This is a genomic window from Streptomyces sp. NPDC048584 (assembly GCF_043199595.1).
Taxonomy (GTDB): domain Bacteria; phylum Actinomycetota; class Actinomycetes; order Streptomycetales; family Streptomycetaceae; genus Streptomyces; species Streptomyces edwardsiae.
On record NZ_JBICWF010000001.1, the window covers coordinates 25,918 to 51,272 of the forward strand.

Annotated in this window: 22 protein-coding genes and 1 pseudogene; 7 read left to right on the forward strand and 16 right to left on the reverse strand. The window is 72.1% G+C overall.

Going from position 1 to position 25,355, the window contains the following annotated elements; translation table 11 throughout:
* Positions 1-17: 17 nt before the first annotated feature.
* Genes ACGFR9_RS00125 through ACGFR9_RS00145 form a run of 5 tightly spaced genes read right to left on the reverse strand, consistent with a single transcriptional unit; the run spans position 18 to position 5,274 of the window.
* Entirely contained in the window at positions 18-890 is an 873-nt protein-coding gene (locus ACGFR9_RS00125) for a glycosyltransferase family 2 protein (protein WP_393202721.1), read from the reverse strand.
* Between the two features lie 8 nt (positions 891-898).
* On the reverse strand, positions 899-1,678 hold the full coding sequence (locus tag ACGFR9_RS00130; RefSeq protein ID WP_078621149.1) for a CDP-alcohol phosphatidyltransferase family protein: 780 nt from the start codon (positions 1,676-1,678) through the stop codon (positions 899-901).
* Positions 1,656-2,717, reverse strand: coding sequence for an iron-containing alcohol dehydrogenase family protein (locus ACGFR9_RS00135; protein WP_311647614.1), 1,062 nt, complete (start codon positions 2,715-2,717; stop codon positions 1,656-1,658). Before ACGFR9_RS00135 ends, ACGFR9_RS00130 begins: the two co-directional genes overlap by 23 nt.
* Entirely contained in the window at positions 2,705-3,457 is a 753-nt protein-coding gene (locus tag ACGFR9_RS00140) for a sugar phosphate nucleotidyltransferase (RefSeq protein ID WP_393201187.1), read from the reverse strand. The genes ACGFR9_RS00135 and ACGFR9_RS00140 overlap by 13 nt, the downstream gene beginning before the upstream one ends.
* A complete protein-coding gene (locus ACGFR9_RS00145; protein WP_393201190.1) occupies positions 3,454-5,274 on the reverse strand; it encodes a DUF5941 domain-containing protein in 1,821 nt (606 codons plus the stop codon). Before ACGFR9_RS00145 ends, ACGFR9_RS00140 begins: the two co-directional genes overlap by 4 nt.
* Positions 5,275-5,561: 287 nt before the next feature.
* Between ACGFR9_RS00145 and galE the strand changes: the two genes are divergently transcribed.
* From galE to idi, 3 genes are all read left to right on the forward strand, one after another.
* On the forward strand, positions 5,562-6,551 hold the full coding sequence (gene galE / locus ACGFR9_RS00150) for a UDP-glucose 4-epimerase GalE (protein ID WP_393201193.1): 990 nt from the start codon (positions 5,562-5,564) through the stop codon (positions 6,549-6,551).
* Between the two features lie 120 nt (positions 6,552-6,671).
* Positions 6,672-7,610 carry a cation diffusion facilitator family transporter gene (locus tag ACGFR9_RS00155; protein ID WP_393201196.1) on the forward strand — a complete coding sequence of 313 codons (939 nt, stop codon included), beginning with the start codon at positions 6,672-6,674 and terminating at the stop codon, positions 7,608-7,610.
* Between the two features lie 171 nt (positions 7,611-7,781).
* Positions 7,782-8,375: an isopentenyl-diphosphate Delta-isomerase gene (idi, locus tag ACGFR9_RS00160; protein ID WP_393201199.1), complete on the forward strand. Its 594-nt coding sequence runs from the start codon at positions 7,782-7,784 to the stop codon at positions 8,373-8,375.
* Positions 8,376-8,378: 3 nt separating this feature from the next.
* Here the strand turns inward: idi and ACGFR9_RS00165 are convergent, their stop codons facing one another.
* Together ACGFR9_RS00165 and ACGFR9_RS00170 are read right to left on the reverse strand one after the other, a co-directional pair.
* Positions 8,379-8,840, reverse strand: a complete 462-nt coding sequence (locus tag ACGFR9_RS00165) for an ATP-binding protein (RefSeq protein ID WP_393201202.1) — start codon at positions 8,838-8,840, stop codon at positions 8,379-8,381.
* A 138-nt stretch (positions 8,841-8,978) separates the two neighbouring features.
* Positions 8,979-9,626, reverse strand: a complete 648-nt coding sequence (locus ACGFR9_RS00170; protein WP_393201205.1) for an HdeD family acid-resistance protein — start codon at positions 9,624-9,626, stop codon at positions 8,979-8,981.
* Between the two features lie 131 nt (positions 9,627-9,757).
* On the opposite strand from ACGFR9_RS00170, the gene ACGFR9_RS00175 reads away from it, so the two are divergent.
* Positions 9,758-10,507: an enoyl-CoA hydratase/isomerase family protein gene (locus ACGFR9_RS00175; protein WP_393201208.1), complete on the forward strand. Its 750-nt coding sequence runs from the start codon at positions 9,758-9,760 to the stop codon at positions 10,505-10,507.
* Here the strand turns inward: ACGFR9_RS00175 and ACGFR9_RS00180 are convergent.
* Positions 10,494-11,129 carry a DJ-1/PfpI family protein gene (locus ACGFR9_RS00180; RefSeq protein ID WP_393201211.1) on the reverse strand — a complete coding sequence of 212 codons (636 nt, stop codon included), beginning with the start codon at positions 11,127-11,129 and terminating at the stop codon, positions 10,494-10,496. The genes ACGFR9_RS00175 and ACGFR9_RS00180 overlap by 14 nt on opposite strands.
* A 10-nt stretch (positions 11,130-11,139) precedes the next feature.
* A complete protein-coding gene (locus ACGFR9_RS00185) occupies positions 11,140-12,108 on the reverse strand; it encodes a GlxA family transcriptional regulator (protein WP_393201214.1) in 969 nt (322 codons plus the stop codon).
* A 150-nt stretch (positions 12,109-12,258) separates the two neighbouring features.
* Between ACGFR9_RS00185 and ACGFR9_RS00190 the strand changes: the two genes are divergently transcribed.
* Positions 12,259-12,390 (forward strand): LPFR motif small protein, encoded by a 132-nt coding sequence (locus ACGFR9_RS00190; RefSeq protein WP_267883060.1) that lies wholly within the window; start codon positions 12,259-12,261, stop codon positions 12,388-12,390.
* 105 nt (positions 12,391-12,495) lie between these two features.
* Entirely contained in the window at positions 12,496-14,847 is a 2,352-nt protein-coding gene (locus tag ACGFR9_RS00195) for a Tex family protein (protein ID WP_393201218.1), read from the forward strand.
* A 146-nt stretch (positions 14,848-14,993) separates the two neighbouring features.
* On the opposite strand, the gene ACGFR9_RS00200 is transcribed toward ACGFR9_RS00195, so the two are convergent.
* The 3 genes from ACGFR9_RS00200 to ACGFR9_RS00210 form a co-directional block, all read right to left on the reverse strand.
* Positions 14,994-16,634, reverse strand: coding sequence for an ABC-F family ATP-binding cassette domain-containing protein (locus tag ACGFR9_RS00200; protein WP_393201221.1), 1,641 nt, complete (start codon positions 16,632-16,634; stop codon positions 14,994-14,996).
* Positions 16,635-16,925: 291 nt separating this feature from the next.
* A complete protein-coding gene (locus tag ACGFR9_RS00205) occupies positions 16,926-18,647 on the reverse strand; it encodes a BCCT family transporter (protein WP_393201224.1) in 1,722 nt (573 codons plus the stop codon).
* A 151-nt stretch (positions 18,648-18,798) separates the two neighbouring features.
* Positions 18,799-19,278: a macro domain-containing protein gene (locus ACGFR9_RS00210; protein ID WP_393201227.1), complete on the reverse strand. Its 480-nt coding sequence runs from the start codon at positions 19,276-19,278 to the stop codon at positions 18,799-18,801.
* A 158-nt stretch (positions 19,279-19,436) separates the two neighbouring features.
* On the opposite strand from ACGFR9_RS00210, the gene ACGFR9_RS00215 reads away from it, so the two are divergent.
* Positions 19,437-20,132 (forward strand): MerR family transcriptional regulator, encoded by a 696-nt coding sequence (locus tag ACGFR9_RS00215; protein WP_393201230.1) that lies wholly within the window; start codon positions 19,437-19,439, stop codon positions 20,130-20,132.
* A 37-nt stretch (positions 20,133-20,169) separates the two neighbouring features.
* Here the strand turns inward: ACGFR9_RS00215 and ACGFR9_RS00220 are convergent, their stop codons facing one another.
* The 4 genes and pseudogenes from ACGFR9_RS00220 to ACGFR9_RS00235 all read right to left on the reverse strand — a co-directional run bounded on the left by ACGFR9_RS00220 (position 20,170) and on the right by ACGFR9_RS00235 (position 25,264).
* Entirely contained in the window at positions 20,170-22,347 is a 2,178-nt protein-coding gene (locus ACGFR9_RS00220; RefSeq protein WP_393201233.1) for a 3-hydroxyacyl-CoA dehydrogenase NAD-binding domain-containing protein, read from the reverse strand.
* Positions 22,348-22,385: 38 nt separating this feature from the next.
* Positions 22,386-23,600 (reverse strand): acetyl-CoA C-acetyltransferase, encoded by a 1,215-nt coding sequence (locus ACGFR9_RS00225; RefSeq protein WP_393201236.1) that lies wholly within the window; start codon positions 23,598-23,600, stop codon positions 22,386-22,388.
* Positions 23,597-24,757 carry a CaiB/BaiF CoA transferase family protein gene (locus ACGFR9_RS00230; protein WP_393201239.1) on the reverse strand — a complete coding sequence of 387 codons (1,161 nt, stop codon included), beginning with the start codon at positions 24,755-24,757 and terminating at the stop codon, positions 23,597-23,599. Before ACGFR9_RS00230 ends, ACGFR9_RS00225 begins: the two co-directional genes overlap by 4 nt.
* 98 nt (positions 24,758-24,855) lie before the next feature.
* A pseudogene (locus tag ACGFR9_RS00235) lies at positions 24,856-25,264 on the reverse strand (MmcQ/YjbR family DNA-binding protein).
* Between the last annotated feature and the right edge of the window lie 91 nt (positions 25,265-25,355).

Consider the following 25,355-nt stretch of genomic DNA (forward strand, 5'->3'; position numbering starts at 1 on the left):
TTCCGGACACGAGCTTGTCAGATGACGGGAGGCCGGCCCAGTCGGGTCAGCCGCCACACCGTACGCCACTTCATGGGCCGGCGGGGACCGCAGGGGGTGGCCCAGCCCTCCCGGAATCCGCCGAACCACGCCTTCAGCGCGGGGCGCGAGGGCCGGCGCAGCAGGGTGAGGAGCAGCCAGACGCCCAGATAGACGGGGACGAGGAGCACGGGGAGATTGCGGCGGGCCAGCCAGACCCGGTTACGGGCGACCATGCGGTGGTAGACCGCGTGCCGTGAGGGGGCCGTGGTCGGGTGCAACAGCACCATGTCGGACCGGTAGTCGATCATCCAGCCGGCGTCGAGGGCCCTCCAGGCCAGATCGGTCTCCTCGTGGGCGTAGAAGAACTCGTCGGGCAGCCCGCCGACCTCGGCGATGACCTTGGTGCGTACGGCGTTGGCGCCGCCGAGGAACGTGGTGACGCGGGAGGAGCGCATCGGGTCGGAGGCGCGCAGCCGCGGGACGTGGCGGCGCTGGGTGACCCCGGTCTCCGGGTCGGCGATACGGAAGCTGATGATGCCGAGCGCCGGGTCCGCCGTGAAGGCCTGCCGGCACAGCTCGGCGGTGTCGTGGCCGGCGAGCAGTCCGTCGTCGTCGAGGAAGAGCAGGACGTCGACGTCGGTGCCGCCGGGGCCGAAGGCCTCGATGCCGACGTTACGGCCGCCGGGGATTCCGAGGTTCTCCGGCAGTTCGACGGTGCGCACGCCCTCGGGGACCTCGGGGACGGGCGAGCCGTTGCCGACGACGACCACCTGGACCGGGTCGCCGTCCTGCTTGGCGACCGAGTCCAGCAGGGCGCGCAGTTCCTCGGGGCGGTTGCCCATGGTGATGATCACCGCGCCGACCTTCATGCCGGTGCTCACTTCAGCCTGCTGGAGGCGAGGACGGACACCAGGTGCAGCAGGGTCTGCAGCAGGGCGATGCCGGCCAGGACGGCGGTGCCCAGACGGGTGAAGAAGAGGTCGTCCCGGACCGCGTCCACGATCGCGAGGGCCAGGATCAGCAGGGACGCCTCGATGCCGAGGATGAGGCGGTGGAACTTGAACGCGGCGGCGGCCCGGCGGGCCAGCGCCATGCCGGAGGAGCGCATCTCGGCGGCGGCCTCCTTCACCGGCGGCAGCCCGTTCTGGTGCCGGGCGACGCCGACGAGGTCGGTCTCCGCCTTGATCAGGATGGCGCCGAGGGCGGCCAGCGTGCCGAGGAAGGCCCAGAGCCAGTCGATCCGTCCGCTGCCGAACGGGTCGGCGGCGCGCAGGCCGAGACCGACCAGGACGGCGGCGTCGGTGAGGTAGGCGCCGACCCGGTCCAGGTAGACCCCGCCGAGCGAGTACTGCTTGCGCCAGCGCGCTATCTCGCCGTCGACGCAGTCCAGCAGCAGGTACAGCTGCACGGCCACGACGCCGAGGACGGCCCCCGTGATCCCCGGCACCAGCAGTGCCGGGGCCGCGAGGACGCCGCAGACGGTCATCAGGTACGTGAGCTGGTTGGGCGTGACCCTGGTGTTCACCAGGTAGCGGTCCACCCGCAGGGACACCTCACGCATATAGAGGCGCCCCATCCAGTGCTCACCGCTGCGCCGGTCCTTGACCCCCGGGGGGTGGACGACCGGACGGAGTTCAGCTACCGATGGCCTTGACATAGTCGGCGTAGACGTCCTTGATCTGTTCGGTCTTCAGGTCGAGATGTTCGAGAATGGTGAAGCGGCCGGGGCGGGTCTCCGGGGCGAACTCGACGACCCGGACGAACTCGTCCACGGTGAATCCGATCTCCTCCGGCAGCACCGGAAGTCCGTGTCTGCGCAGCACCTCGGCCATGGCGGCCGATTCGTCGTGGGCACCGCGCAGATACATCGCGAAGGCCGCGCCCAGTCCGCACTGCTCGCCGTGGGCTGCGGCCCGCTGAGGGTGGAGCAGGTCGAAGGCGTGGTTGATCTCGTGGCAGGCGCCGGATCCCGGACGGGAGTCACCGGAGACGGACATGGCGATCCCGGTGAGCACCAGCGACTCGGCCAGTACCTGGAGGAATCCGTCGTCGCCGACGCCGCCCGGGTGCCGCAGCACCGCCTCGCCGGCCTGCCGGGCCATGGCGGCGGCGAGACCGTCGACCTTCTCGCCGTTGACGCGGTGGGACAGCTCCCAGTCGGCGACGGCGGAGATGTTGGAGACGGCGTCCCCGATGCCGGACCGGACGAAACGGACCGGGGCCTCGCGGATGACGTTGAGGTCGATGACGACCGCGATCGGGTTCGGCACGCCGTACGAGCCGCGGCCCGCGTCGTTGTCGAGGGTGGCGACCGGGGAGCAGAGGCCGTCGTGCGCGAGGTTGGTGGCGACGGCGACCAGGGGCAGGCCGACGCGCGCCGCCGCGAACTTGGCGCAGTCGATGATCTTCCCGCCGCCGAGGCCCACGACCGCGTCGTAGTGGCCGGCCTTCATGGCGCCCGCCAGCCGGACCGCGTCGTCGATGGTGCCGCCGCCGACCTCGAACCAGTCGGCGCCGGGCAGCGAGGGCGCGACCCGCTCGCGCAGCCGGGCGCCCGAACCGCCGCTGACGGCTATGGCGAGCCGGCCCGACTGCGAGATGCGCTCGTCGGCGAGGACACAGGCCAGGTCGTCGAGGGCGCCCGGGCGGATGTCGACGACGACCGGCGAGGGGATGAGCCGGGTCAGTACTGGCACGCGATCTCCCGTCCACGGGCGAGGTCGTCGTGGTTGTCGATCTCGACCCACTGGACGTCGCCGATCGGCGCCACGTCGATCCGGAAGCCGCGGTTCACCAGCTCCTGGTAGCCGTGCTCGTAGAACTGCTGCGGGTCCGTCTCCCAGACGGTCTTCAGCGCGTCGGCGAGCTCGGCGGCGGCGGCGCCCTCGATGAGGGTGACGCCGATGTACTCGCCCGTCGCCTCGGCGGGGTCCATCAGCTTGGTGATCCGCGTCATCCCCTTCTCGGGGTCGACGACGACCTTCATCTCCTCGTCGGCGAGCTTCTTCACCGTGTCCAGGGCGAGGATGATCTTCTTGCCGTCGCCGCGGGCGGCGAGCAGGGTCTTCTCGACGGAGACCGGGTGGACGGTGTCGCCGTTGGCGAGGATCACACCGTCCTCGAGGGCGTCACGGCCGCACCACAGGGAGTAGGCGTTGTTCCACTCCTCGGCCTTGTCGTTGTCGATGAGGGTGAGCTTGACGCCGTACTTGGCCTCGAGGGCGGCCTTGCGCTCGTAGACGGCCTCCTTGCGGTAGCCGACGATGACACCGACCTCGGTCAGCCCGATCTCGGCGAAGTTGCCGAGGGTGAGGTCCAGGACCGTCGGTTCGCCCTCTGTACCCGCGGGCCCGACCGGCACCAGCGCCTTGGGGAGGCTGTCGGTGTAGGGGCGCAGACGCCGTCCGGCGCCTGCCGCCAGCACGAGGCCGATCATGCGGGTTCTCCTTCGTCGTGTACGGCGGGCGCCCCGGAGGAGGCCCAGAAGCGGATGCTCTCGACGAGCACCAGCAGCGCCACGGCCACGGCGAGGACCGTGAGCGCGACGGTGAACTGTGAAGCGGTGAGCACCGCCGCCAGGACGGCGACCGCGAGCGTGCGGCCCTCGTGTCCCCCGATCGCCCGCACCAGCCAGCGCGGGGACGCGCCCGCGTTGCCGCGGATGCGGTAGACCGTGTCGTAGTGATGGTAGGCGACCGCGGCCACCAGTCCGTAGGCCGCCGGAAGGGCTCCGTTCACGTTCGCGTCGGCCGCGAGCGCGAGGACGGTGCCGTACTCGGCGGCGCGGAGGAAGGGCGGGACCAGCCAGTCGAGGGCACCCTTGAGGGGGCGGGTGACGGCGAGGGCGGAGGTCAGGACGTAGCCGCAGGCGGCGACGACCGTCCAGGGGCCGCCGAAGCCGGTGAGTACGGCGGTGGCGGTGACGGCGAGGCCGCCGGTCAGGGCGAGTGCCGGAACGGCGAAGCCGGGCAGCCGGCGGGCGGTCCGGTCCAGCGGGCCGGCGAGGGCCTGGGCGAGCGGACCGGAGTCGGCGAGGTCCGCCAGTGCCCGCGCGGCCCGGTCGGTGCGCTTCGCCTTGCGGGTCACCGAGCGCAGGACCCGGCCCGCCGTGGTGTACGTCGCGGCGAAGGCGCAGCCGATGAGCAGGGCGTAGAAGGTGATCCTGGGGGTGGTGACGGCCGTGAGGACGGCGATCATCGCCCAGCGTTCGCCGATCGGCAGGACGATCATGCGGCGCAGCCAGACCGTCCAGCCGACGCTGTCGAGCCTGTCGGAGAGGGCGGCGGTGGGGCTCGCCAGCGACAGTTCACCGAGCGCGGAGGCGTCGTGGTTGGCCTCGTTGAAGGAGAAGTCCACGACGTGCCGGCAGGTCTGCAGGATCATCGCGCCGAGGGCGAGGGCCCACACGTCGTCGCCGCCGCGGGCGGCGCCGAGGGCGAGGCCGGCGTAGTAGGCGTACTCCTTGGCGCGGTCGAAGGTGGCGTCGAGCCAGGCACCGAGGGTGGAGTACTGCAGGGAGTAGCGGGCGAGCTGGCCGTCGGTGCAGTCCAGCACGAACGAGGCGATGAGCAGAGCGCCGGCGGCGACGAAACCGCCGCGGGTGCCGGTGGCGGCGCAGGCGGCGGCTATCAGCGCGGTGAGCAGGGAGGCGGTGGTGACCTGGTTCGGGGTCAGTCCGCGGCGGGCGCACCAGCGGGCGATGTAGCGGGAGTACGGGCTGATGAAGTGGGTGGTGAAGAAGCCGTCCCGGGCCTTGACGGCCGACTTCAGACGTACGGCCTCGTCGTCGACGGCGGCGACGGCCTGCCGGGCCTCGTTACGGGTCTGGGGGTCGCCGGGGACCGTGGCGACGAGGCTGCCCAGCTCGGGGCGGTGCACGTCGGCGCCGTCGGTGTCGAGGGCGCCGGCGATCCGGTCGGCGAGGCTGTCCACGAGGGTGGTGCCGCCGGCCGCGGAGTTCTCGCGGGCCAGCGCGCGGGTCAGGGCCTGCCGGGCGGCGGGCTGGGCGGTGACCGCGCCGGTGATCGCGGAGAGCGGGAAGCGGGGGTCGGTGAGGCCGAGGCGCAGGGCGTGCGCATGGCCCACGAAGCGGGCGTCGACGACGGCGACCCGCTGTCCGGCGGGCACCGCCGTGAGCAGCGTCTCGGCCTCGGCGATGCCGGTCGCGATCCGTACGTCGAAGCCGAGGGAGCGCAGATCGCCCTCGAGTGACGAACCGGGGACCGGCGGACCGGTGAGGATGGCGGTCGACAACCGAATCTCACTCCCTGGGTGCCGACGCGTCGACGCCGGTCATGTACACGATGAGCTGCCCGTGCGGGTCCCCCGGGCGGCATGTCGGCAGAGGCTATCGGATGCCCACCAGGCCGTGTTCACCGCCCGTTCGACGAGTGGATCGGTGTGGTTCGCCCGCGCGCCGCTGCCGCGATCATCATCGGTGATGCGGGGCCCCGCCCACAAACCGCCGTAGCGGAACGGGCATGTGGCCGCAAGGGTCGCATAACCGGCCGCTGGGCCCGCTCGGCATAGGGTGGGCGACCATGACATGGCTGATCACCGGCGGAGCCGGTTATATCGGGGCACATGTGGCGCGAGCCATGACCGGTGCCGGGGAACGGGTCGTCGCGCTGGACGATCTCTCGGCCGGGGTGCCGGCGCGGCTGCCCGCCGAGGTCCCGCTGGTCCGGGGCTCGTCACTGGACGGCGAGCTGCTGGAGCGGGTGTGCGCGGAGCACGGGGTGACGGGGGTGGTGCATCTCGCCGCGCGCAAGCAGGCGGGCGAGTCCGTGGCGCAGCCGACCCGGTACTACCGGGAGAACCTGGGCGGCCTCATGACCCTCCTGGACGCCGTCGCCGGGGCCGGGATCAGGCGTTTCGTCTTCTCCTCCTCGGCGGCCGTGTACGGCGACCCCGGTGTGGATCTCATCGCGGAGGACGCGCCCTGCGCTCCGGTGAACCCGTACGGCGAGACCAAGCTCGCCGGTGAGTGGCTGGTCCGGGCGGCGGGCCGGGCGCACGGCATCGACACGGTGTGCCTGCGTTACTTCAACGTGGCGGGGGCGGCGGCACCGGAGCTGGCCGACACCGGGGTCTTCAACATCGTGCCGATGGTGTTCGACCGACTCACGCGTGACGAGGCCCCGCGCATCTTCGGGGACGACTATCCGACACCGGACGGCACGTGTGTCCGCGACTACATCCACGTGGCCGATCTGGCGGACGCGCATCTGACGGCGGCCCGACGGCTGTCCGCGGGGGACGTCGCGGGGGATCTGACGGTGAACATCGGCCGCGGCGAGGGCGTCTCGGTGCGCGAGCTGATCACGGCCATCGGCGAGGTCACCGGGGACACCCGGGCCCCGGTCGTGGAGGACCGCCGGCCCGGCGACGCGCCCCGCGCGGTGGCGTCGGCCGCCCGCGCGGAGGAACGGCTGGGCTGGACCGCGCGGCGCTCGGTGCCCGAGATGATCGAGTCGGCCTGGCGGGGCTGGCAGCTGCATCACGGCCGCCGGCCATCGCCAGGCCTCTGACCTGCGCATCGTTTCCGCAGGTCAGAGCACATGACAACGGTGTTCAGTGCCGCGTTGCGGATACCCCCTCCCCGTAGTTGACTGTGGTCCGGACGGGGGTCACGGGAAGGGGTTCCGGGCATGGGGGCAGGGCACGATCACGGGCATGCGCACGGGGCGCCCGCCGGCGGTACCGCGAGCGCCGCGTACCGCGGCAGGCTGCGGGTGGCGCTGGCGATCACGCTCGCCGTCATGGTCGTGGAGATCGTCGGCGGGATCATGGCCGACTCGCTGGCGCTGGTGGCGGACGCCGCCCACATGGCGACGGACGCGCTGGGGCTCGGCATGGCGCTGGTCGCCATCCACGTCGCCAACCGCCCGCCGAGCGAGCGCCGTACCTTCGGGCTGGCCCGCGCGGAGATCCTGGCCGCGCTGGCCAACTGTCTGCTGCTGCTCGGTGTCGGCGGCTATGTGCTGTACGAGGCGGTCGAGCGGTTCGTCACCCCGGCCGGCACCGAGGGCGGTCTGACGATGGTGTTCGGCGCCATCGGTCTGGTCGCCAACATGGTGTCGCTGACGCTGCTGATGCGCGGGCAGAAGGAGAGCCTGAACGTGCGCGGCGCCTTCCTGGAGGTGGCGGCGGACGCGCTCGGCTCCCTCGCGGTCATCCTCGCCGCGCTGGTGATCGTGACGACCGGCTGGACGGCCGCCGACCCGATCGCCTCCCTGGTGATCGCGGTGATGATCGTGCCGCGGACGTGGAAGCTGCTGCGCGAGACCCTGGACGTCCTGCTGGAGGCAGCGCCCAAGGGTGTCGACATGGGGCAGGTGCGGGCGCACATCCTGGCGACGGAGGGCGTGGAGGACGTGCACGACCTGCACGCGTGGACGATCACCTCGGGGATGCCGGTGCTCTCCGCGCACGTGGTGGTCAGCTCCGACGTCCTGAACGCCATCGGACACGAGAAGATGCTGCACGAGCTGCAGAACTGCCTGGGCTCCCACTTCGACGTGGAGCACTGCACCTTCCAGCTGGAGCCCGGCGGACACGCGGAACACGAGGCGCGACTCTGTCACTAGGTCCTGTCGTCACGACAGGACCTGGGCGCCCCCGCGCGCGCCCGCGCGCCGGGGAACGCGGCCTTCCGCCCCCGCGCGGGGCGGTCCGGGACATGCGGGGGTGTCGGGGAGTGCCGGGAGTGCCGGATTCGTGCGGCAGACTGGGGCGCGAAGACCGAGTGAAGGATGGGTATGCCGATCACACCTGCCACCGCGACGAACAGCCCGTCGAACGGCGCCGGCGAGCCGATTTTGCTGGAACTGGTCGACGAGGACGGTGTGACGATCGGTACGGAGGAGAAGCTCGCCGCCCATCAGCCACCGGGACGGCTGCACCGGGCGTTCTCGGTGTTCCTGTTCGACGAGCGGGGGCGGTTGCTGCTGCAGCAGCGGGCGCTGGGGAAGTACCACTCCCCCGGTGTGTGGTCGAACACCTGCTGCGGCCATCCCTACCCCGGTGAGGCGCCGTTCGCGGCGGCGGCCCGGCGGACCTTCGAGGAGCTGGGGGTGTCCCCCTCGCTGCTCGCCGAGGCGGGCACGGTCCGCTACAACCACCCGGACCCGGCCTCGGGCCTGGTGGAGCAGGAGTACAACCATCTCTTCGTCGGGATGGTGCAGGCGACGGTGCGGCCGGATCCGCAGGAGGTGGGGTCCACGGCGTTCGTGACCCCGGCGGAGCTGGCGGAGCGGCACGCGCGGGACACCTTCTCGGCCTGGTTCCCGACGGTCCTGGACGCGGCCCGCCCGGCGGTCCGCGAACTGACGGGAGCGTCGGCGGGCTGGTGACCGTCAGGGCAGGGCGGGGGGCTTGAGCGGCAGGGCGGCCCAGATGACCTTGCCGCCGGTCGTGGTGTGCTCGACGTCGCACGCGCCGCCCGACTCGCGGGTGATCTCCCGTACCAGGAGCAGTCCGCGTCCGCCGGTGCGGCCGTGGTCGGTCTCCAGGGCGGTGGGCCGGTAGGGGTGGTTGTCCTCGACGGCCACCCGCACCCACTCGGCGCCGACGGCGACCTCCACGGCGAGCATCGGGGACAGCAGTGCCGCGTGCCGTACGGCGTTGGTGACCAGCTCGGAGACGATCAGCAGCAGTCCCTGTACGACGTCGTCCGCGACCGGCACCCCCTGGCGCAGCAGCAGGTCCCGCACGGCGTGGCGCGCCTGCGGGACCGAGGCGTCGACGGCCGGGGCGGTGAACCGCCAGACACCTTCGTACGGAAGCTGATCGCCGCTCTCACGCTCGATTGTCACCACACGTCGAGTGTTGGTACCGATCGCCTCCACACCTCGTCACTGAACAGAAGTCAGCGGATATCGAGCGTTTCCGACCGATCGGTTATGCCACGGCCCCCTGCGGGACCGTTCGGGCCCGCTCCGTGCCGGGTCGGCACACTATTCGGGTTGTACGGGTTTGGCGGCCCGGTGAACGCCCGTCTCCGGTGTCCCCGGGGCCGTCTCCTCGCCGGCCAGCCGTTCGGAGACCATGCCGACGATCCTGCGGCCGCCGTAACCGGTGGCGATCAGGCCGAGCCCGTCGAAGAGCAGGGAGAGGGAGAAGAACGTCCCGATGACGTACTGGCTGCTGCTCGGCCAGGTGCCCAGCACCAGGATGCCGAGGAGCAGTCCGAAGGCGCCCTGCACCAGGGTCCAGCCGAACTGCGGCCCGCGCACCACCAGGCTGCCGACCAGGCGGAACAGCCCGCCGGTGAGGAACAGCAGGGCGGCGAACATGGTGAGCGCCTCGGCTGCGGCCTCGGGTGTCTTCAGGACCACCACGCCGGCCGCGATGTTGAGGGCGGCGACGACCACGCCGAGCCAGAAGAAGTTGGTGGCCCGCGCCTGGACAGCGTGCAGCAGTCCGACCACACCGCCGATCAGCAGCAGCCAGCCGAACAGCACCATCGAGGTCAGGGTGGCGACGCCGGTGTAGACGAGACCGACCAGGCCCGCGAGGACCAGGATCACGCCGAGTACGGCGAGCCAGCCGAAGCCGCGGCTCAGTTTCGCGGTCTCGTCCCTGGATGTGGCGGACCCGGCCATGACTGCCTCCTCGCTCCCGCTTCCCCTCTCCCAGTCTCCGCCGTACGGACCTCCCCCGCCGTCCGTCGCTCACCCGCCGGGCGGGATCCCTGCCGCCGGGCGCTGTGACCGGGGCGGATAGCATCCGGCGCATGGAGCCCCAGTTGCTGCACGACGTCACCGGGCAGGTCGCCACGGTCGTCATACGCAATCCCGCGAAACGCAACGCCATGACGGCCGCGATGTGGGGTTCCCTGCCACCGCTGCTGGAAACCCTGGTGGCCGATCCGGACGTACGGGTGCTGGTGCTCACCGGCGAGGGCCGCACGTTCTGCGCCGGGGCCGACATCTCCACCCTCCGGGGGTCGCCGCTCGAGGCGCAGCGGCTGGCGGTGGCGGCGGAGGAGGCGCTCGCCGCCTTCCCCAAGCCGGCCCTGGCGGCGGTCCGCGGGCACTGTGTGGGCGGCGGGGCGCAGCTGGCGGCGGCCTGCGATCTGCGGTTCGCCGAGGAGGGGGCCCGGTTCGGGGTGACGCCGGCGAAGCTCGGCATCGTCTACCCGGCCTCCGCGACCCGGCGGCTGGTCTCCCTGGTGGGCCCGGCGACCGCCAAGTATCTGCTGTTCTCGGGCGAGTTGATCGATGCCGGGCGTGCGCTGCGCACGGGTCTGGTGGACGAGGTGTTGCCGGAGGGCGAACTGGACGGGCGGGTCGCGGAGTTCGCGCGGATCCTGGCGTCCCGCTCACAGCTGACGCAGGCGGCGGCGAAGGAGTTCGCGAACGGCCGCACCGACCGGGACGCGTACTGGGGCGAGCGGGCCTCGGGGAGCGGCGACACCGCGGAGGGCGTCGCCGCGTTCCTGGAGCGCCGCCCGCCCCGCTTCACCTGGTCTACGTCAGGATAAACCGGCTCTTCGACCGGAACTCCTCGACGAGGTGCGCGGGCGCCTTCCGCGGTGAGCCGGCGTCGTAGGGCGGCTGCGGGTCGTACTCGGTGAGCAGCTGGACGGCCTGGGCCTGTTCGTCGCCGGCGATCCGGCCGAGCAGGGTGAGCCCCATGTCGATGCCGGAGGAGACCCCGGCCGCGGTGACGTACTTGCCGTCGGTCACCACCCGCTCCCCGGTCGGCTCGGCGCCGTACCGCCGCAGGTGGTCCAGCGCCAGCCAGTGGGAGGTGGCCCGGCGGCCGCGGAGGAGCCCCGCCGCGGCCAGCAGCAGGGATCCGGTGCACACGGACGTCGTCCAGGTGCTGGTGGCGTCGGCGGTGCGCAGCCAGTCGAGCAGTGTGCCGTTCTCCATCTGGGGTGTCTGGCCGGGGCCGCCGGGGACGACGACGATGTCCGGGGACGGCACCTCGTCCAGGGTCTTGTCGGCGGTGATGGCCAGGGCGCCGGTGTCGGTGCGTACGGGCCCGGTCCGTTCGGCGACGAACACGGTCCGTGCGTCCGGGAGCCGGCCGAGGGTCTCGTAGGGGCCCACCGCGTCCAGGGCGGTGAAGCGGTCGAAGAGGACGATGGCGATCTGCATCGGCTTCCTTTCAGGCGTGGGTGGGTGCGGGGGCGGGCCGGAAGCGGCGGCGGTACTCCGCCGGTGACACGCCGAGGGTCCGGACGAAGGCGCGGCGCATCGCCTCGGGGGTGCCGTAGCCGCTCGCGCGGGAGATCTCCTCGACGCCGTCGGTGGTGTCCTCCAGCAGGCGGCGGGCGTGTTCGAGGCGTACGCGGTCGACGTAGCGGCCCGGTGTCATGCCGGTCTCGGTGTGGAAGGCGCGGGCGAAGTGCCGCGGGGAGAGGGCCGCGCGGGCGGCGAGGGCCTCGACGGTGAGATCGGCGCCGGGATGCTCGGTGATCCACTGCTGGACCTCGCGCAGTGGCTCGCGTTGTGCGGTCTGGGCGGCGAGCTGGGCGCTGAACTGTGCCTGGTTGCCGGGCCGGCGCAGGAACACCACCAGGTGCCGGGCGATGGTGAGGGCGGTCTCTCGGCCGAGGTCCTCCTCGACGAGGGCGAGCGCGAGGTCGATGCCCGAGGTGACGCCGGCGGAGGTGGCGACCCGGCCGTCCCGGACATAGATGGGGTCCGGGTCCACCTCGACCGCCGGATGGTTCCTGGCCAGGGTGTCGCAGTAGGCCCAGTGCGTGGTGGCGCGCCGGCCGTCCAGCAGCCCGGCCCCGGCGAGCAGGCCCGCTCCCGTGCAGACGGAGACCAGCCGCTCGGCACGCGGCCCGTGCCGCCGCAGCCACTCCGTCAGCCTGGCGTCGGGTCTGCGGGTGCCCTGCCCGCCGGGCACGAGCAGCGTGTGCGGACGGGGCGCGTCGGCCAGCGCCCCGTCCGGTACGACGGTCAGCCCGCTGGTCGTGCGCACGGGAGCGCCGTCCAGGGACGCGGTGCACAGGCGGTACGTCCCCGGGGTGTGCTGCTCGGCGCCCGCGAAGACCTCCACGGGGCCGGTGACATCGAGACTCTGCACGCCGTCGAAGAGGACGACGAGAACGGTTCGCTGCGCCATGCCGTCGATTCTTCGCGGCATCCCGTCATGGCCGCAACGACGAGTTCCCCACCATTTCTGCCATGCCCCGCACGCATGTTGAAGCGTTGACGAGGTACACGGTCCTCCGTCCGGACGAACGACGGCCGGGCGGAAGGAAAGGAGTTCGACATGTTTCGTGCCATCGCGGATGTCCTGCGTCAGATCGGCGGGGCGATCGCCACTGTGGTGACCCTGCCGTTCCGGGCGCTCGCCAGGCTGTTCGGCGGAGCCTCGTCCTCCGCACGGGGCCGCCGCGCCTGACGCCGCCCGTGCGCTCCCCCGGCGAGTCGCCGCCCTGATCCCCGATTGTCGCCGCCACCTGCCACAATTGCCGCGCAACCTCAGTGGAGAAGGCGGTACGGGAACGTGACGACACCCCTGACAGGGTCCATCGAAGGCAGGATCGCCGAGGAGCTCGGCGTACGGGAGCGGCAGGTCAAGGCCGCGGTGGAGCTGCTCGACGGCGGTTCGACCGTGCCGTTCATCGCCCGCTACCGCAAGGAAGCGACCGAGATGCTCGACGACGCGCAGCTGCGCACGCTCGAGGAGCGGCTGCGTTATCTGCGGGAGCTGGAGGAGCGCCGGGCGGCGATCCTGGAGTCGGTGCGCGAGCAGGGCAAGCTCACCGAGGAGCTGGAGGCGCGGATCCGGGGCGCGGAGACCAAGGCGCGCCTGGAGGACATCTATCTGCCGTACAAGCCCAAGCGGCGTACCAAGGCGCAGATCGCGCGCGAGGCGGGTCTTGAGCCGCTGGCGGAGGGGCTGCTCGGCGATCCGGGCGTCGAGCCCCTCGCCGCGGCCGCCGCGTTCGTGGACGCCGGCAAGGGCGTCGCCGATCCGCAGGCCGCGCTGGACGGCGCGCGGGCGATCCTCACCGAGCGGTTCTCGGAGGACGCGGACCTGATCGGCGAGCTGCGTGAGCGCATGTGGGTGCGCGGGCGGCTGGTCGCGAAGGTACGCGACGGCAAGGAGGAGGCCGGCGCGAAGTTCTCCGACTACTTCGACTTCGCCGAGCCGTTCACCGAACTGCCCTCGCACCGGATCCTGGCGATGCTGCGGGGCGAGAAGGAGGAGGTCCTCGACCTCGTCCTGGAGCCCGAGGAGGCGGTGGACGGCCCGTCGTCGTACGAGGGGATCGTCGCGAGCCGCTTCAGGGTCTCCCAGCAGGGGCGTCCGGGCGACAAATGGCTGGGCGACACGGTCCGCTGGGCCTGGCGTACGCGCATCCTGGTGCACCTCGGCATCGACCTGCGGCTGCGGCTGCGTACGGCGGCCGAGGACGAGGCGGTACGGGTCTTCGCGGCGAACCTGCGCGATCTGCTGCTGGCCGCCCCCGCCGGTACGCGCGCGACGCTGGGACTCGACCCCGGTTTCCGTACGGGTGTGAAGGTCGCCGTGGTGGACGCGACCGGCAAGGTCGTCGCCACGGATGTGATCCACCCGCATGTTCCGGCCAACCGGTGGGACGAGGCGATCGCGAAGCTGGCGCGGCTGGCGAAGGAGCACGCGGTCGAGCTGATCGCGATCGGCAACGGTACGGCGTCCCGCGAGACCGACAAGCTCGCCGGTGAACTCATCACCCAGCACCCCGAGTTGAACCTGACGAAGGTGATGGTGTCCGAGGCGGGCGCCTCCGTGTACTCGGCGTCCGCGTTCGCCTCGCAGGAGCTGCCCGACATGGACGTGTCGCTGCGCGGCGCGGTGTCGATCGCGCGCCGGCTCCAGGATCCGCTGGCGGAGCTGGTGAAGATCGACCCGAAGTCGATCGGCGTCGGCCAGTACCAGCACGACCTGTCCGAGGTGAAGCTGTCGCGCTCGCTGGACGCGGTGGTGGAGGACTGTGTGAACGGCGTGGGTGTCGACGTCAACACCGCGTCCGCTCCGCTGCTCGCCCGGGTCTCCGGCATCACGTCCGGGCTCGCCGAGAACATCGTGGCGCACCGGGACGGCAACGGTCCGTTCCGGTCACGGAGCGAGCTGAAGAAGGTGTCCCGGCTCGGTCCGAAGGCGTTCGAGCAGTGTGCGGGCTTCCTGCGGATCCGGGGCGGTGCCGATCCGCTGGACGCGTCGAGTGTCCACCCGGAGGCGTATCCGGTGGTGCGGCGGATGGTGAAGTCCTCCGGGGCGGACGTCGCCGCGCTGATCGGGAACACGGCGGTGCTGCGGTCGCTGCGGGCGGGGGACTTCGTCGACGAGACGTTCGGTCTGCCGACGGTGGGCGACATCCTGAGGGAGCTGGAGAAGCCGGGGCGTGACCCGCGTCCGGCGTTCAAGACGGCCGTGTTCAAGGAGGGGGTCGAGAAGATCTCCGATCTGGTCTCCGGGATGGTGCTGGAGGGGGTCGTCACGAACGTCGCCGCGTTCGGGGCGTTCGTGGACATCGGAGTGCATCAGGACGGGCTGGTGCATGTGTCGGCGATGTCCAGGACGTTTGTGAAGGATCCCCGGGATGTGGTGAAGCCGGGGGACATCGTCAAGGTGAAGGTGCTCGAGGTCGACATTCCGCGGAAGAGGATCTCGCTGACGCTGCGGCTGGACGACGAGGCCGCGCCTCAGGGGGAACAGCGGGGGCAGCGCGGGGAGCAGCGGCAAGGAGGGCGGCCCCCCAAGCAGCGGCAGGGGCGGACCGGTTCCGGGGGGAAGGGGCGGTCCGCGGCCGCGCCCGCTCCGGCCGACGGGGCGATGGCCGACGCGTTGCGGCGGGCCGGGTTGGCGTAGGCGCGGCCTCGTCGGGGCGAGGGGTGCGCGGGCCCGGCGCTTGCCGGGTGCCGCCCGCGCCCTCCGCGCCGCCGGGGCGGCACGGGTGGGCGCGGAGGGGCCGGGTGACTACCCGCGGAGGGGCAGGCGGGGGCGACTGTCCGTGGCTACCGTTCCACGACCTTGCCGTCCGTGACCTCCAGGCGCCTTGTCACGTGCACCGCGTCGAGCATGCGGCGGTCGTGGGTGATGAGGAGGAGGGTGCCTTCGTAGGTGTTGAGGGCTGATTCGAGTTGTTCGATGGCCGGTAGGTCCAGGTGGTTGGTCGGCTCGTCGAGGATCAGCAGGTTGACGCCCCTGCCCTGGAGGAGGGCCAGCGCGGCTCGGGTGCGTTCGCCCGGGGAGAGGGTGGCCGCGGGGCGCATGACGTGGTCCGCCTTCAGGCCGAACTTGGCCAGGAGCGTGCGGATGTCGGCCGGATCCAGGTCGGGGACCGCCGGACGGAACGCGTCGAGCAGGGGCTCCGGGCCGTGGAACAGGGCGCGGGCCTGGTCGACCTCGCCGATCAGGACACCCGAGCCCAGGGAGGCGTGCCCGGCGTCGAGGGGGACACGGCCCAGGAGGGCGCCGAGCAGGGTCGACTTGCCGGCGCCGTTCGCGCCCGTGACCGCGACCCGGTCCGCCCAGTCGATCTGCAGGGACACCGGACCCAGCGTGAAGTCGCCGCGCCGGACCTCGGCGTCGCGGAGGGTGGCGACGACCGCGCCCGAGCGGGGGGCCGCCGCGATCTCCATGCGCAGTTCCCACTCCTTGCGCGGCTCCTCCACCACCTCCAGGCGCTCGATCATGCGCTGCGTCTGACGGGCCTTCGCGGCCTGCTTCTCGCTGGCCTCGCTGCGGAACTTGCGGCCGATCTTGTCGTTGTCGTTGCCCGCCTTGCGGCGCGCGTTCTTCACGCCCTTGTCCATCCAGGCGCGCTGTGTCTGCGCCCGGTCCTGGAGTGCGGACCGCTTGTCCGCGTACTCCTCGTAGTCGTCACGGGCGTGCCTGCGGGCGACCTCCCGCTCCTCCAGATAGGCGTCGTAGCCACCGCCGTAGAGGTTGATCTGCCGCTGGGCCAGGTCGAGTTCGAGGACCTTGGTGACCGTGCGGGTGAGGAACTCACGGTCGTGGCTGACGACGACCGTGCCGGCGCGCAGTCCGGCCACGAAGCGTTCGAGGCGTTCCAGGCCGTCCAGGTCGAGGTCGTTGGTGGGCTCGTCGAGGAGGAAGACGTCGTAGCGGGAGAGGAGGAGGGAGGCGAGGCCGGCGCGGGCCGCCTGGCCGCCGGAGAGTGAGGGCATCGGCTGGTCCAGGCCGACGGCCAGGCCGAGGGAGTCGGCGACCTCCTCGGCGCGCTCGTCGAGGTCGGCGCCGCCGAGCGACAGCCAGCGCTCCAGGCTGCCGGCGTACGCGTCGTCCGCGCCGGGCGCGCCGTCGACCAGGGCCTGGGTCGCCTCGTCCATGGTGCGCTGGGCCTCGGCGACACCGGTACGGCGGGCCAGGAACTCCCGGACGCTCTCCCCGGGCCTGCGCTCCGGCTCCTGCGGGAGGTGCCCGACGGTCGCGGTGGGCGGGGAGAGGCGCAGCTCGCCCTGTTCCGGTGCGGTGAGACCGGCGAGCAGGCGCAGCAGCGTGGACTTGCCCGCGCCGTTGGCGCCGACGAGACCGATCACGTCGCCGGGTGCGACGACGAGGTCGAGACCGGTGAACAGGGAGCGGTCGCCGTGCCCGGCGGCGAGATTCTTGGCGACGAGTGTGGCAGTCATCAGACAGCCGATCCTAACGGCCGGGTGCGGACGGGCGCCGCCGGGTTCGCACCGCCGCACCGGCGTCACCAGGGCGCCCTGGCGTCGTCCGCTCCCGTCCCCGCAGGGGAAACGGAACCGGGCTGCGATGTGCTGGTGATCGGCGGCGGGGTCGTCGGTCCGACGGCTCGTGGGCCGCGGCGCGGCTGCCGTCGGGCCACGACTGCCCGCGGAGCGCGGGGCGCGGGAGGCGAAGGTGCCGCCCCCGCGGCACGTTGCCCGCGGGGGCGGGCGGCGCGGCCGGCCGCGGGGTCAGTGTTTGCCGATGGGGTCGCCTTCCACGTCCGGGCCCCGGCCCGGGCCCACTCGGAGTTCGAATTCGCCGTCGTATTTCTTGTGGCCCTCGATGACCGCCAGTTCCACCGCCTCGGAGCCCATTTCGCCGCGCACGATGAGCGGGTCGTGGCGCAGGTCGCGCATGAGGGCCACGCACATGAAGATCATCACGATGACGAACGGGGCCGCCGCGAGGATCGTGAGGTTCTGCAGACCGGTCAGGGCGTCGCCCTGGCCGCTGCCGACCAGCAGCATGATCGCGGCCACGCCGCCGGTGACCACACCCCAGAAGATCACCACCCAGCGGCTGGGTTCGAGCGAGCCCTTCTGCGAGAGGGTCCCCATGACGACGGAGGCCGCGTCGGCACCCGAGACGAAGAAGATACCGACGAGGATCATCACCAGCAGGCTGGTGAGGGTGGCGACGGGGTACTCCTGCAGCACGGCGAAGAGCCGGCCCTCGGGGGTCGTCTCGTCGCCGAGCCGGTTCTGCTCCTGGAGCCGCATCGCGGTGCCGCCGAAGATCGCGAACCAGATCAGGCTGACGGTACTGGGGACGAGGATGACCCCGCCGATGAACTGGCGGATGGTGCGGCCCCGGCTGATGCGCGCGATGAACATGCCGACGAAGGGCGTCCAGGAGATCCACCAGGCCCAGTAGAAGACGGTCCAGCTGCCCAGCCAGTCGGCGACGCCCTCTCCCCCACTGGCCTCGGTGCGGCCGGCCAGCGTGGGCAGATCGCCGAGGTAGGCGAAGACCGAGGTCGGCACCAGGTCGAGGATGAGGATGGTCGGTCCCGCGACGAACACGAACACGGCGAGGATCAGGGCCAGCACCATGTTGGTGTTGGACAGCCACTGGATGCCCTTCTCCACACCGGAGACCGCGGAGGCCACGAACGCCACCGTCAGGACGGCGATGATGCCGACGAGCAGCCCGGTGCTGACCTTGTCCATCCAGTCGAGCTTCTCCACCCCGGAGCCGATCTGCAGGGCGCCGAGACCGAGTGAGGCCGCGGAGCCGAAGACCGTCGCGATGATGGCGAGCACGTCGATGATCCGGCCGCCGACGCCGTTGGCGTGGTGCTCGCCGATGAGCGGGGTGAAGACGGCGCTGACGGTCTGGCGGCGGCGCCTGCGGAAGGTGCTGTAGGCGATGGCGAGGCCGACGACGGCGTAGATCGCCCACGGGTGGAGCGTCCAGTGGAACAACGTGGTGGCCATGGCCGTCTCCATGCGTTCGCCGGAGTCGGCCGGGCTGGTGCCGGGCGGGGGCGTCGTGTAGTGCGCGAGCGGTTCGCTCACGCCCCAGAACATCAGGCCGATGCCCATGCCGGCGCTGAACATCATGGCGATCCACGACACCGTGCGGAACTCCGGCTTCTCGCCCTCGGCGCCGAGGTGGATCCGGCCGTAGCGGCTGGCGGCGATCCAGAGGGCGAAGACGACGAAGCCGGAGGCGGTCAGCATGAACCCCCAGCCGCCGTTGTGGATCAGTCCGCCGAGCAGGGTGCTGGACACGTCCTCGAGCGAGTCCGTCCAGGCGGCACCCCACACCACGAAGGCAAGGGTGAGGACGGCCGTGACGCCGAACACCACCCGGTCGGTCCGTGGGTGCCCTCGGCCCGGCAGGTCCGCCTCGGAGCCCGGCAACGGGCCCGCCGTGTCGTCCTTGTCGCTGTGCTCGTTCTGCGTCACAGGCGGCACCTTTCCTCAAGAGCCATCGGGCGGAGAGCACTCCTCCCGATACGCCCCTACCACCTTTGGCGCAAAACTCACCCCGCCGGGAGAAAGTACCGGCCTCCTCCACCGGGTGATGCGCCGCGCGGGTGGGGTCGGAGACGTCCGCTCAGTCACCGTGGTCGTACACGGTCACGGGTATCCCGCGCCGTACCAGCCGCTCCGTGATCAGGGGCTCGACGCGGGACCACTTGCCCCCCGCGAGGCCGCAGCCGATGCGGGGCATGTGGACCGAGGCGCCGAGCCCGGCCGCGTGGCCGGCGAGGCGGCCGAGGGCGGTGTCGATCGCCTCGTAGCGGACGGGGACGCCCTTGCTGCCCGTCCGGGTGCCGCGCTGGCCGATCATGTTGGCCACCCAGACGTAGCGGTCCACCCGCACCAGCTGGACCGCGCCCAGGCCGAAGTCGGTCGAGGCGCGGTCCCGGTGCCAGGCACGGTAGGCGGCCTCCGGTTCGGGCCAGCGGCGGGAGAGGGCGAGGACGAAGCCCTTGCCCCAGCCGCCGATGTCGTTGCAGACATGGGCGATGACCTTGACGCCCTTCACCGACGGAACGGTGGCGTCACCCCGGACGTAAGTGATCTCCGACATGACCCCACCGTAGGCGCCGTCACTGACAGTGGCCTTGAGCTGCCGCTTCGTCGGCCGCGAGAGGTGCGGGGCACCGCCGTGCCGGCCGGTGACGTCCTCATGGCGGGGGGTGACAGGAGAGGTGTCACAGCGGTGGTGGGACAGCGATACTGCTGCACATGACGACCGAGACCGAGCAGCCGCTGACGATCGACGAACTGGCGGCGCGGGCGGGTGTCACCGTGCGCACGGTCCGGTTCTACGGCACCAAGGGGCTGCTGCCGCCGCCGGTGATCGGTCCCCGGCGGGTCGGCCAGTACGGGCGGGAGCATCTGGCCCGGCTGGAGCTGATCGAGGAGTTGCAGCACCGGGGCATGACGCTGGCCGCGATCGAGCGGTATCTGGCACGGCTGCCCCCGGATCTGACGGTGCGGGACCTGGCGGTGCAGCGGGCGGTGGTGGCCTCCTGGGCGCCGGAGTCCGTGGAGACGGTGTCGCGCGCGGAGCTGGAGCGCCGGGCGGGGCGGGCGCTGAGCGAGGAGGACGTGGAGCGGCTGGCCGCGATGAGCATCGTCGAGCGGGGCGGCGGGGCGTTCCGGGTCGACCCGGGGATGCTGCGGCTGGGCGTGGAGCTGCTGGACGTACCGCTGTCCCACGAGACGCTCCTCGCCGCCCGGACGGCGCTCATCGAGCACTCCCGCGCGGCCGCGCGGGAGCTGTCGCGGCTGCTGCGCGACGCGGTCGCGGAGCGGGACGCGCGGGATGTGCGGTCGCTGTCCGCGCGGATGCATCCGCTGGTGGTGCAGGCGCTGCTGACCACCTTCCAGCGGTCGCTGCGGGAGGAGCTGCGGGAGTGGCTGGACGAGGAGGGGTGACGGGCCGCCGGACCCGTCGCCCCCGCCCCGCCGGGGTTCAGCGCGCGTCCGTGAAGACCTCGCCGTTCTCCGCCTTCGTCAGCAGCAGCGCCGGCGGGGTGAAGCGCTCGCCGTAGCGTTCGGCGAGTTCCCGCGCGCGGGCGACGAAGCCGGGCAGGCCGCCGTCGTAGCCGTTGATGTACTGCAGCACTCCGCCGGTCCAGCCGGGGAAGCCGATACCGAGGATGGAGCCGATGTTGGCGTCGGCGACAGAGGTCAGCACGCCCTCCTCGAGGAGCCGGACGGTGTCCAGCGCCTCGGCGAACAGCATGCGTTCCCGCATGTCGGCGAACGGGATCTCGTGTCCGGGCTTGGTGAAGTGCTCACGCAGTCCCGGCCACAGCCGTACCCGCTTGCCGTCGTCGCCGTACTCGTAGAACCCGGCGCCGCCGCTGCGGCCGGGGCGCTCGAACTCGTCGACCATGCGGTCGACGACCGTCTCGGCGGGGTGCGCGGTCCAGGTTCCGCCGGCCTCCTCCACGGCCCGCCGCGACTCGTTACGGATCTTGCGCGGCAGGGTGAGCGTCAGCTCGTCCATCAGGGAGAGGACCTTGGCCGGGTAGCCCGCCTGGGCGGCCGCCTGCTCGACGGAGGTGGGCTCGATGCCCTCGCCGACCATGGCGACGCCCTCGTTGATGAAGTGCCCGATCACACGTGAGGTGAAGAAGCCGCGCGAGTCGTTGACGACGATCGGCGTCTTGTTGATCTGCCGGACCAGGTCGAAGGCGCGGGCCAGGGCCTCGTCGCCGGTGCGCTCGCCCTTGATGATCTCGACCAGCGGCATCTTGTCGACGGGTGAGAAGAAGTGCAGGCCGATGAAGTCGCCCTGGCGCTCCACGCCCTCGGCGAGGGCGGTGATGGGCAGGGTGGAGGTGTTGGAGCAGAGCAGCGCGTCCGGGGCGACGACGTCCTGGATCTCCTGGAACACCTTGTGCTTGAGGGAGGTGTCCTCGAAGACGGCCTCGATGACCGCGTCGCAGCCGGCGAGGTCGGCGGCCTCGGCGGTGGGCGTGATCCGCGCGAGCAGCGCGTCGGCCTTCTCCTGGCTGGTGCGGCCCTTGGCGACGGCCTTGGCGCAGAGTTTCCCGGAGTAGTCCTTGCCCTTGACGGCGGCTTCCAGGGAGACGTCCTTGAGGACGACGTCGATGCCCGCGCGGGCGCACGAGTAGGCGATGCCGGCGCCCATCATCCCGGCGCCGAGGACGGCGACCTTGGTGACCTTGCGCGCTGCGACGCCCCGGGGGCGGTTGGCGCCGGAGTTGACGGCCTGGAGGTCGAAGAAGAACGCCTGGATCATGTTCTTCGAGGTCTGTCCGGCGGCCAGTTCGACGAAGTAGCGGGCCTCGATGACCTGGGCGGTCTCGAAGTCGACCTGAGAGCCCTCGACGGCGGCGGCCATGATGTTGCGCGGGGCCGGGTAGGGGGCGCCGTTCGTCTGCTTGCGCAGGTTGGCCGGGAAGGCGGGCAGGTTGGCGGCGAACTTCGGGTGGGCGGGGGTGCCGCCGGGAATGCGGTAGCCGGGCCTGTCCCAGGGCTGGGCGGACTCGGGGTGGGCGTCGATGTAGGCGCGGGCCTTGGCGAGCATGTCCTCGCGCGTATCGGCGATCTCGTCGACGAGGCCGTTGTCCAGGGCGCGGCGCGGGTTGTACTGGGTGCCCTGGAGGAGCACCTTCAGCAGGGCGTCGGTGATGCCGAGCATGCGGACGGTCCGGACGACGCCGCCGCCTCCGGGGAGCAGGCCGAGGGTGACCTCGGGGCAGCCGATCTTGGAGCCGGGGGCGTCGAGGGCGATGCGGTGGTGGCAGGCGAGGGCGAGTTCGTAGCCGCCGCCGAGGGCCGCGCCGTTGAGGGCGGCGACGACGGGCTTGCCGAGGGTCTCGATGCGGCGCAGGTGCCGCTTGATGGTCATGCCGCCGTCGAACAGGTCCTGGGCCGTGTCGGGGGTGACGCGGATCAGGTCGCGCAGGTCGCCGCCGGCGAAGAAGGTCTTCTTGGCGGACGTGACGATGATGCCGCGGATGGTGTCGCGCTCCGCCTCGAGGCGATCGGTGACCTTGGCGAGGGAGTCGCGGAACGCCCGGTTCATGGTGTTCGCGGACTGGTTCGGGTCGTCGAGGACGAGGGTGACGACGCCGGAGCGGTCCTGTTCCCAGCGGATGGTGGTGCTCTCGGTCATGAGGGAGTCTCCGTGAGTGAGGGGGCGGTCGCTGGGGCTCAGAGGCGTTCGACGACGGTGGCGATTCCCATTCCGCCGCCCACGCACAGGGTGGCGAGGCCGTAGCGCTTGTCCTGGCGCTCCAGTTCGTCGACGAGCGTGCCGAGGATCATCGCGCCGGTGGCGCCGAGGGGGTGGCCGAGCGCGATGGCGCCGCCGTTGACGTTGACCTTGTCCAGGGACAGGCCCATGTCCCGCGCGAAGCGCAGGACGACCGCGGCGAAGGCCTCGTTGATCTCGACGAGGTCGATGTCGTCGATGGTGAGGCCGGCCTTGGCGAGGGCCTTGCGGGTGGCGGGGGCGGGGCCGGTGAGCATGATGGTGGGCTCGGAGCCGGACACGGCGGCGGAGACGATCCGGGCGCGCGGGGTGAGTCCGTAGCGGTCGCCGACCTCCTTGGAGCCGATGGCGACGAGTGCGGCGCCGTCGACGATGCCGGAGGAGTTGCCCGCGTGGTGCACGTGGTCGATCGACTCGACCCAGTGGTACTTCTGCAGTGCCACGGCGTCGAAACCGCCCAGTTCGCCGATGTCGGCGAAGGACGGCTTCAGCCGGGCCAGGGAGTCGGCGGTGGTGCCGGGGCGCAGGTGCTCGTCGTGGTCGAGGACGGTGAGGCCGCTGCGGTCCCTGACCGGGACGACGGACCGCTCGAAGCGGTTCTCCTTCCAGGCGGTGGCAGCGCGCTCCTGCGAGAGGGCGGCGTACTCGTCGACGTCGCGCCGGGAGAAGCCCTCGACGGTGGCGATCAGGTCGGCGCCGATGCCCTGCGGGACGAAGTCGACGGCGAGGTTGGTCATCGGGTCGTTGAACCAGGCGCCGCCGTCGGAGGCCATCGGCACCCGGGACATCGACTCGACGCCGCCCGCGAGTACGAGGTCCTCCCAGCCGGAGCGCACCTTGGCGGCGGCCATGTTGACGGCTTCCAGGCCGGAGGCGCAGAAGCGGTTCTCCTGGACGCCGGCCACCGTGTCGGGCAGTCCCGCCGCGATGGCGGCGATACGGGCGATGTCGGAACCCTGGTCGCCGACGGGCCCGACGACGCCGAGCACGATGTCGTCGACGGCGGCCGGGTCGAGGCCGGGGAAGCGGTCGCGGATCTCGTGGATCAGGCCGACGACCAGGTCGATGGGCTTGGTGCCGTGCAGGGCGCCGCTTGCCTTGCCGCGCCCGCGCGGGGTGCGGATCGCGTCGTAGACATACGCTTCGGTGCTCACGGGAGGGCCTTTCGCTGAGGGTTCACAGGCGGGGGCAGCAGTCGGGGTACGCCCCAGTCGCGGGCCACGTCGTCGGTGTCGGCCCCCGGCCGGGCGGGGCCGGTGCGGACGGTGGTGGGGGTCGCGGAGAACCGCGGGGCCGGTGCGGGCTGGGTGATGCCGCCGTGACCGGTGAAGGTGGAGCGGGCGGCGAGGTGCGGGTGGTGCGGGGCCTCGCGCAGGGACAGCACCGGCGCCACGCAGGCGTCGGAACCGTCGAAGACGGCCGTCCACGCGTCGCGGGTGCGGGACGCGAAGCGGGCGGTGACCTGTGCGCGCAGTGCGGGCCAGCGGGTGATGTCGGCGTGGGCGCCGGCCTGGTCCTCGATGCCGAGGAGGCGCAGGAACTCGGCGTAGAACCGCGGTTCCAGCGCCCCGACCGCCATGTGGCCGCCGTCGGCGGTCTCGTAGGTGCCGTAGTAGGGGCAGCCGCCGTCGAGGAGGTTGGCGCCGCGCCGGTCCTGCCAGACGCCGGCGGCCAGCATGCCGTGGATCATCGAGGAGAGGTGGGCGGTGCCGTCCACGATGGCGGCGTCGACGACCTGTCCGGTGCCGGTCGACCGCGCGTGGTGCAGGGCGGCGAGGACACCGACGACGAGGTAGAGGGAGCCGCCCGCGTAGTCGCCGAGCAGGTTGGCCGGGACGGCCGGGGACGTCGCCGGGTCGCCGATCATGCCGAGGGTGCCGGTGAGGGCGATGTAGGCGATGTCGTGGCCCGCGCGGTCGGCGAGGGGGCCCTGCTGGCCCCAACCGGTCATCCGCCCGTAGACCAGGCGCGGGTTGCGGGCGTGGCAGTCCCCGGGGCCGACACCGAGCCGTTCGGCGACGCCGGGGCGGTAGCCCTCGATGAGCACGTCCGCGCGGTCGGCGAGGTCCAGGACGCGGGCCGGGCCGTCGGGGGCCTTGAGGTCGACGATCACGGAGCGCTTGTTGCGGTTGGTGATGTCGAGAGCGGGGTCGATGCCGAGTCCGGGGCCGTCCGGACGGTCCACACGGACGACGTCGGCTCCGAGGTCGGCGAGCAGCATGGCCGCGAACGGCCCGGGCCCGATCCCGGCCAGCTCGACCACGCGTACGCCACCGAGCGGACCGGGTCCGTGCGGCTTCGCCTCGGTCATCGCACCCCCATCGGCTGTGACACTACCGGTGTAACACCTGAGATGTTAGGAATGCCGTCCGTCCGGCACAAGAGCGGGCGAGCAAGCGCTTGGCCACTCTACGGCGCGGCCCGCCGCCCCGTCCCTCGGCCGGCGTCGAGCCCGGCCGCCGGCCGCTTCGGCGCCATGGTGCGGTGGCTCTCCTCCATCCGGTCGCGAAGCAGCCCCGCGGCCGGGGCACCCCCGGGTTCGAGCGGGACGCGCGCCCAGCCGGCCTTCCCCGGTCCGTACCCCGGCGGGCTCGGCGCCCGGGCAGGTCGTCGCGTGGGCGTGCACCGTCGCGTCCGTGAGCCTCACGGTCGCCCCCAGGGGGTGACCGTCGTCGACGGCGCCGAGGAGGACGCACGCCGTCTTGTCGGCCTTGGCGACCGTCACGCCCCAGGGGTGGTTCTCGGCGGCCTCCGGCAGCCCGAGGGCGTGGTCGCGCACTTTTTCCCACTTCTTCAGGGCGTTCGGGGGCACGGCCATCGGCTTTCCTCCGGGCTCGTCGTCGGGCTCCGCATCCCTCACGCTAGCCTCGGCCACCGACAGCGGCGCGGCTGCACGACCAAGGGGTGTC

What these genes read in the sequence shown, in the direction of transcription:
- ACGFR9_RS00175 (WP_393201208.1), top strand. Translation starts at nt 9,758, where the DNA reads ATGGAGCCCCAGTTGCTGCACGACGTCACCGGGCAGGTCGCCACGGTC.
- ACGFR9_RS00140 (WP_393201187.1), bottom strand. Translation starts at nt 3,457, where the DNA reads ATGATCGGCCTCGTGCTGGCGGCAGGCGCCGGACGGCGTCTGCGCCCC.
- ACGFR9_RS00190 (WP_267883060.1), top strand. Translation starts at nt 12,259, where the DNA reads ATGTTTCGTGCCATCGCGGATGTCCTGCGTCAGATCGGCGGGGCGATC.
- idi (WP_393201199.1), top strand. Translation starts at nt 7,782, where the DNA reads ATGCCGATCACACCTGCCACCGCGACGAACAGCCCGTCGAACGGCGCC.
- ACGFR9_RS00155 (WP_393201196.1), top strand. Translation starts at nt 6,672, where the DNA reads ATGGGGGCAGGGCACGATCACGGGCATGCGCACGGGGCGCCCGCCGGC.
- ACGFR9_RS00170 (WP_393201205.1), bottom strand. Translation starts at nt 9,626, where the DNA reads ATGGCCGGGTCCGCCACATCCAGGGACGAGACCGCGAAACTGAGCCGC.
- ACGFR9_RS00215 (WP_393201230.1), top strand. Translation starts at nt 19,437, where the DNA reads ATGACGACCGAGACCGAGCAGCCGCTGACGATCGACGAACTGGCGGCG.
- ACGFR9_RS00130 (WP_078621149.1), bottom strand. Translation starts at nt 1,678, where the DNA reads ATGTCAAGGCCATCGGTAGCTGAACTCCGTCCGGTCGTCCACCCCCCG.
- ACGFR9_RS00185 (WP_393201214.1), bottom strand. Translation starts at nt 12,108, where the DNA reads ATGGCGCAGCGAACCGTTCTCGTCGTCCTCTTCGACGGCGTGCAGAGT.
- ACGFR9_RS00210 (WP_393201227.1), bottom strand. Translation starts at nt 19,278, where the DNA reads ATGTCGGAGATCACTTACGTCCGGGGTGACGCCACCGTTCCGTCGGTG.
- ACGFR9_RS00180 (WP_393201211.1), bottom strand. Translation starts at nt 11,129, where the DNA reads ATGCAGATCGCCATCGTCCTCTTCGACCGCTTCACCGCCCTGGACGCG.
- ACGFR9_RS00220 (WP_393201233.1), bottom strand. Translation starts at nt 22,347, where the DNA reads ATGACCGAGAGCACCACCATCCGCTGGGAACAGGACCGCTCCGGCGTC.
- ACGFR9_RS00200 (WP_393201221.1), bottom strand. Translation starts at nt 16,634, where the DNA reads ATGACTGCCACACTCGTCGCCAAGAATCTCGCCGCCGGGCACGGCGAC.
- ACGFR9_RS00230 (WP_393201239.1), bottom strand. Translation starts at nt 24,757, where the DNA reads ATGACCGAGGCGAAGCCGCACGGACCCGGTCCGCTCGGTGGCGTACGC.
- ACGFR9_RS00125 (WP_393202721.1), bottom strand. Translation starts at nt 890, where the DNA reads ATGAAGGTCGGCGCGGTGATCATCACCATGGGCAACCGCCCCGAGGAA.
- galE (WP_393201193.1), top strand. Translation starts at nt 5,562, where the DNA reads ATGACATGGCTGATCACCGGCGGAGCCGGTTATATCGGGGCACATGTG.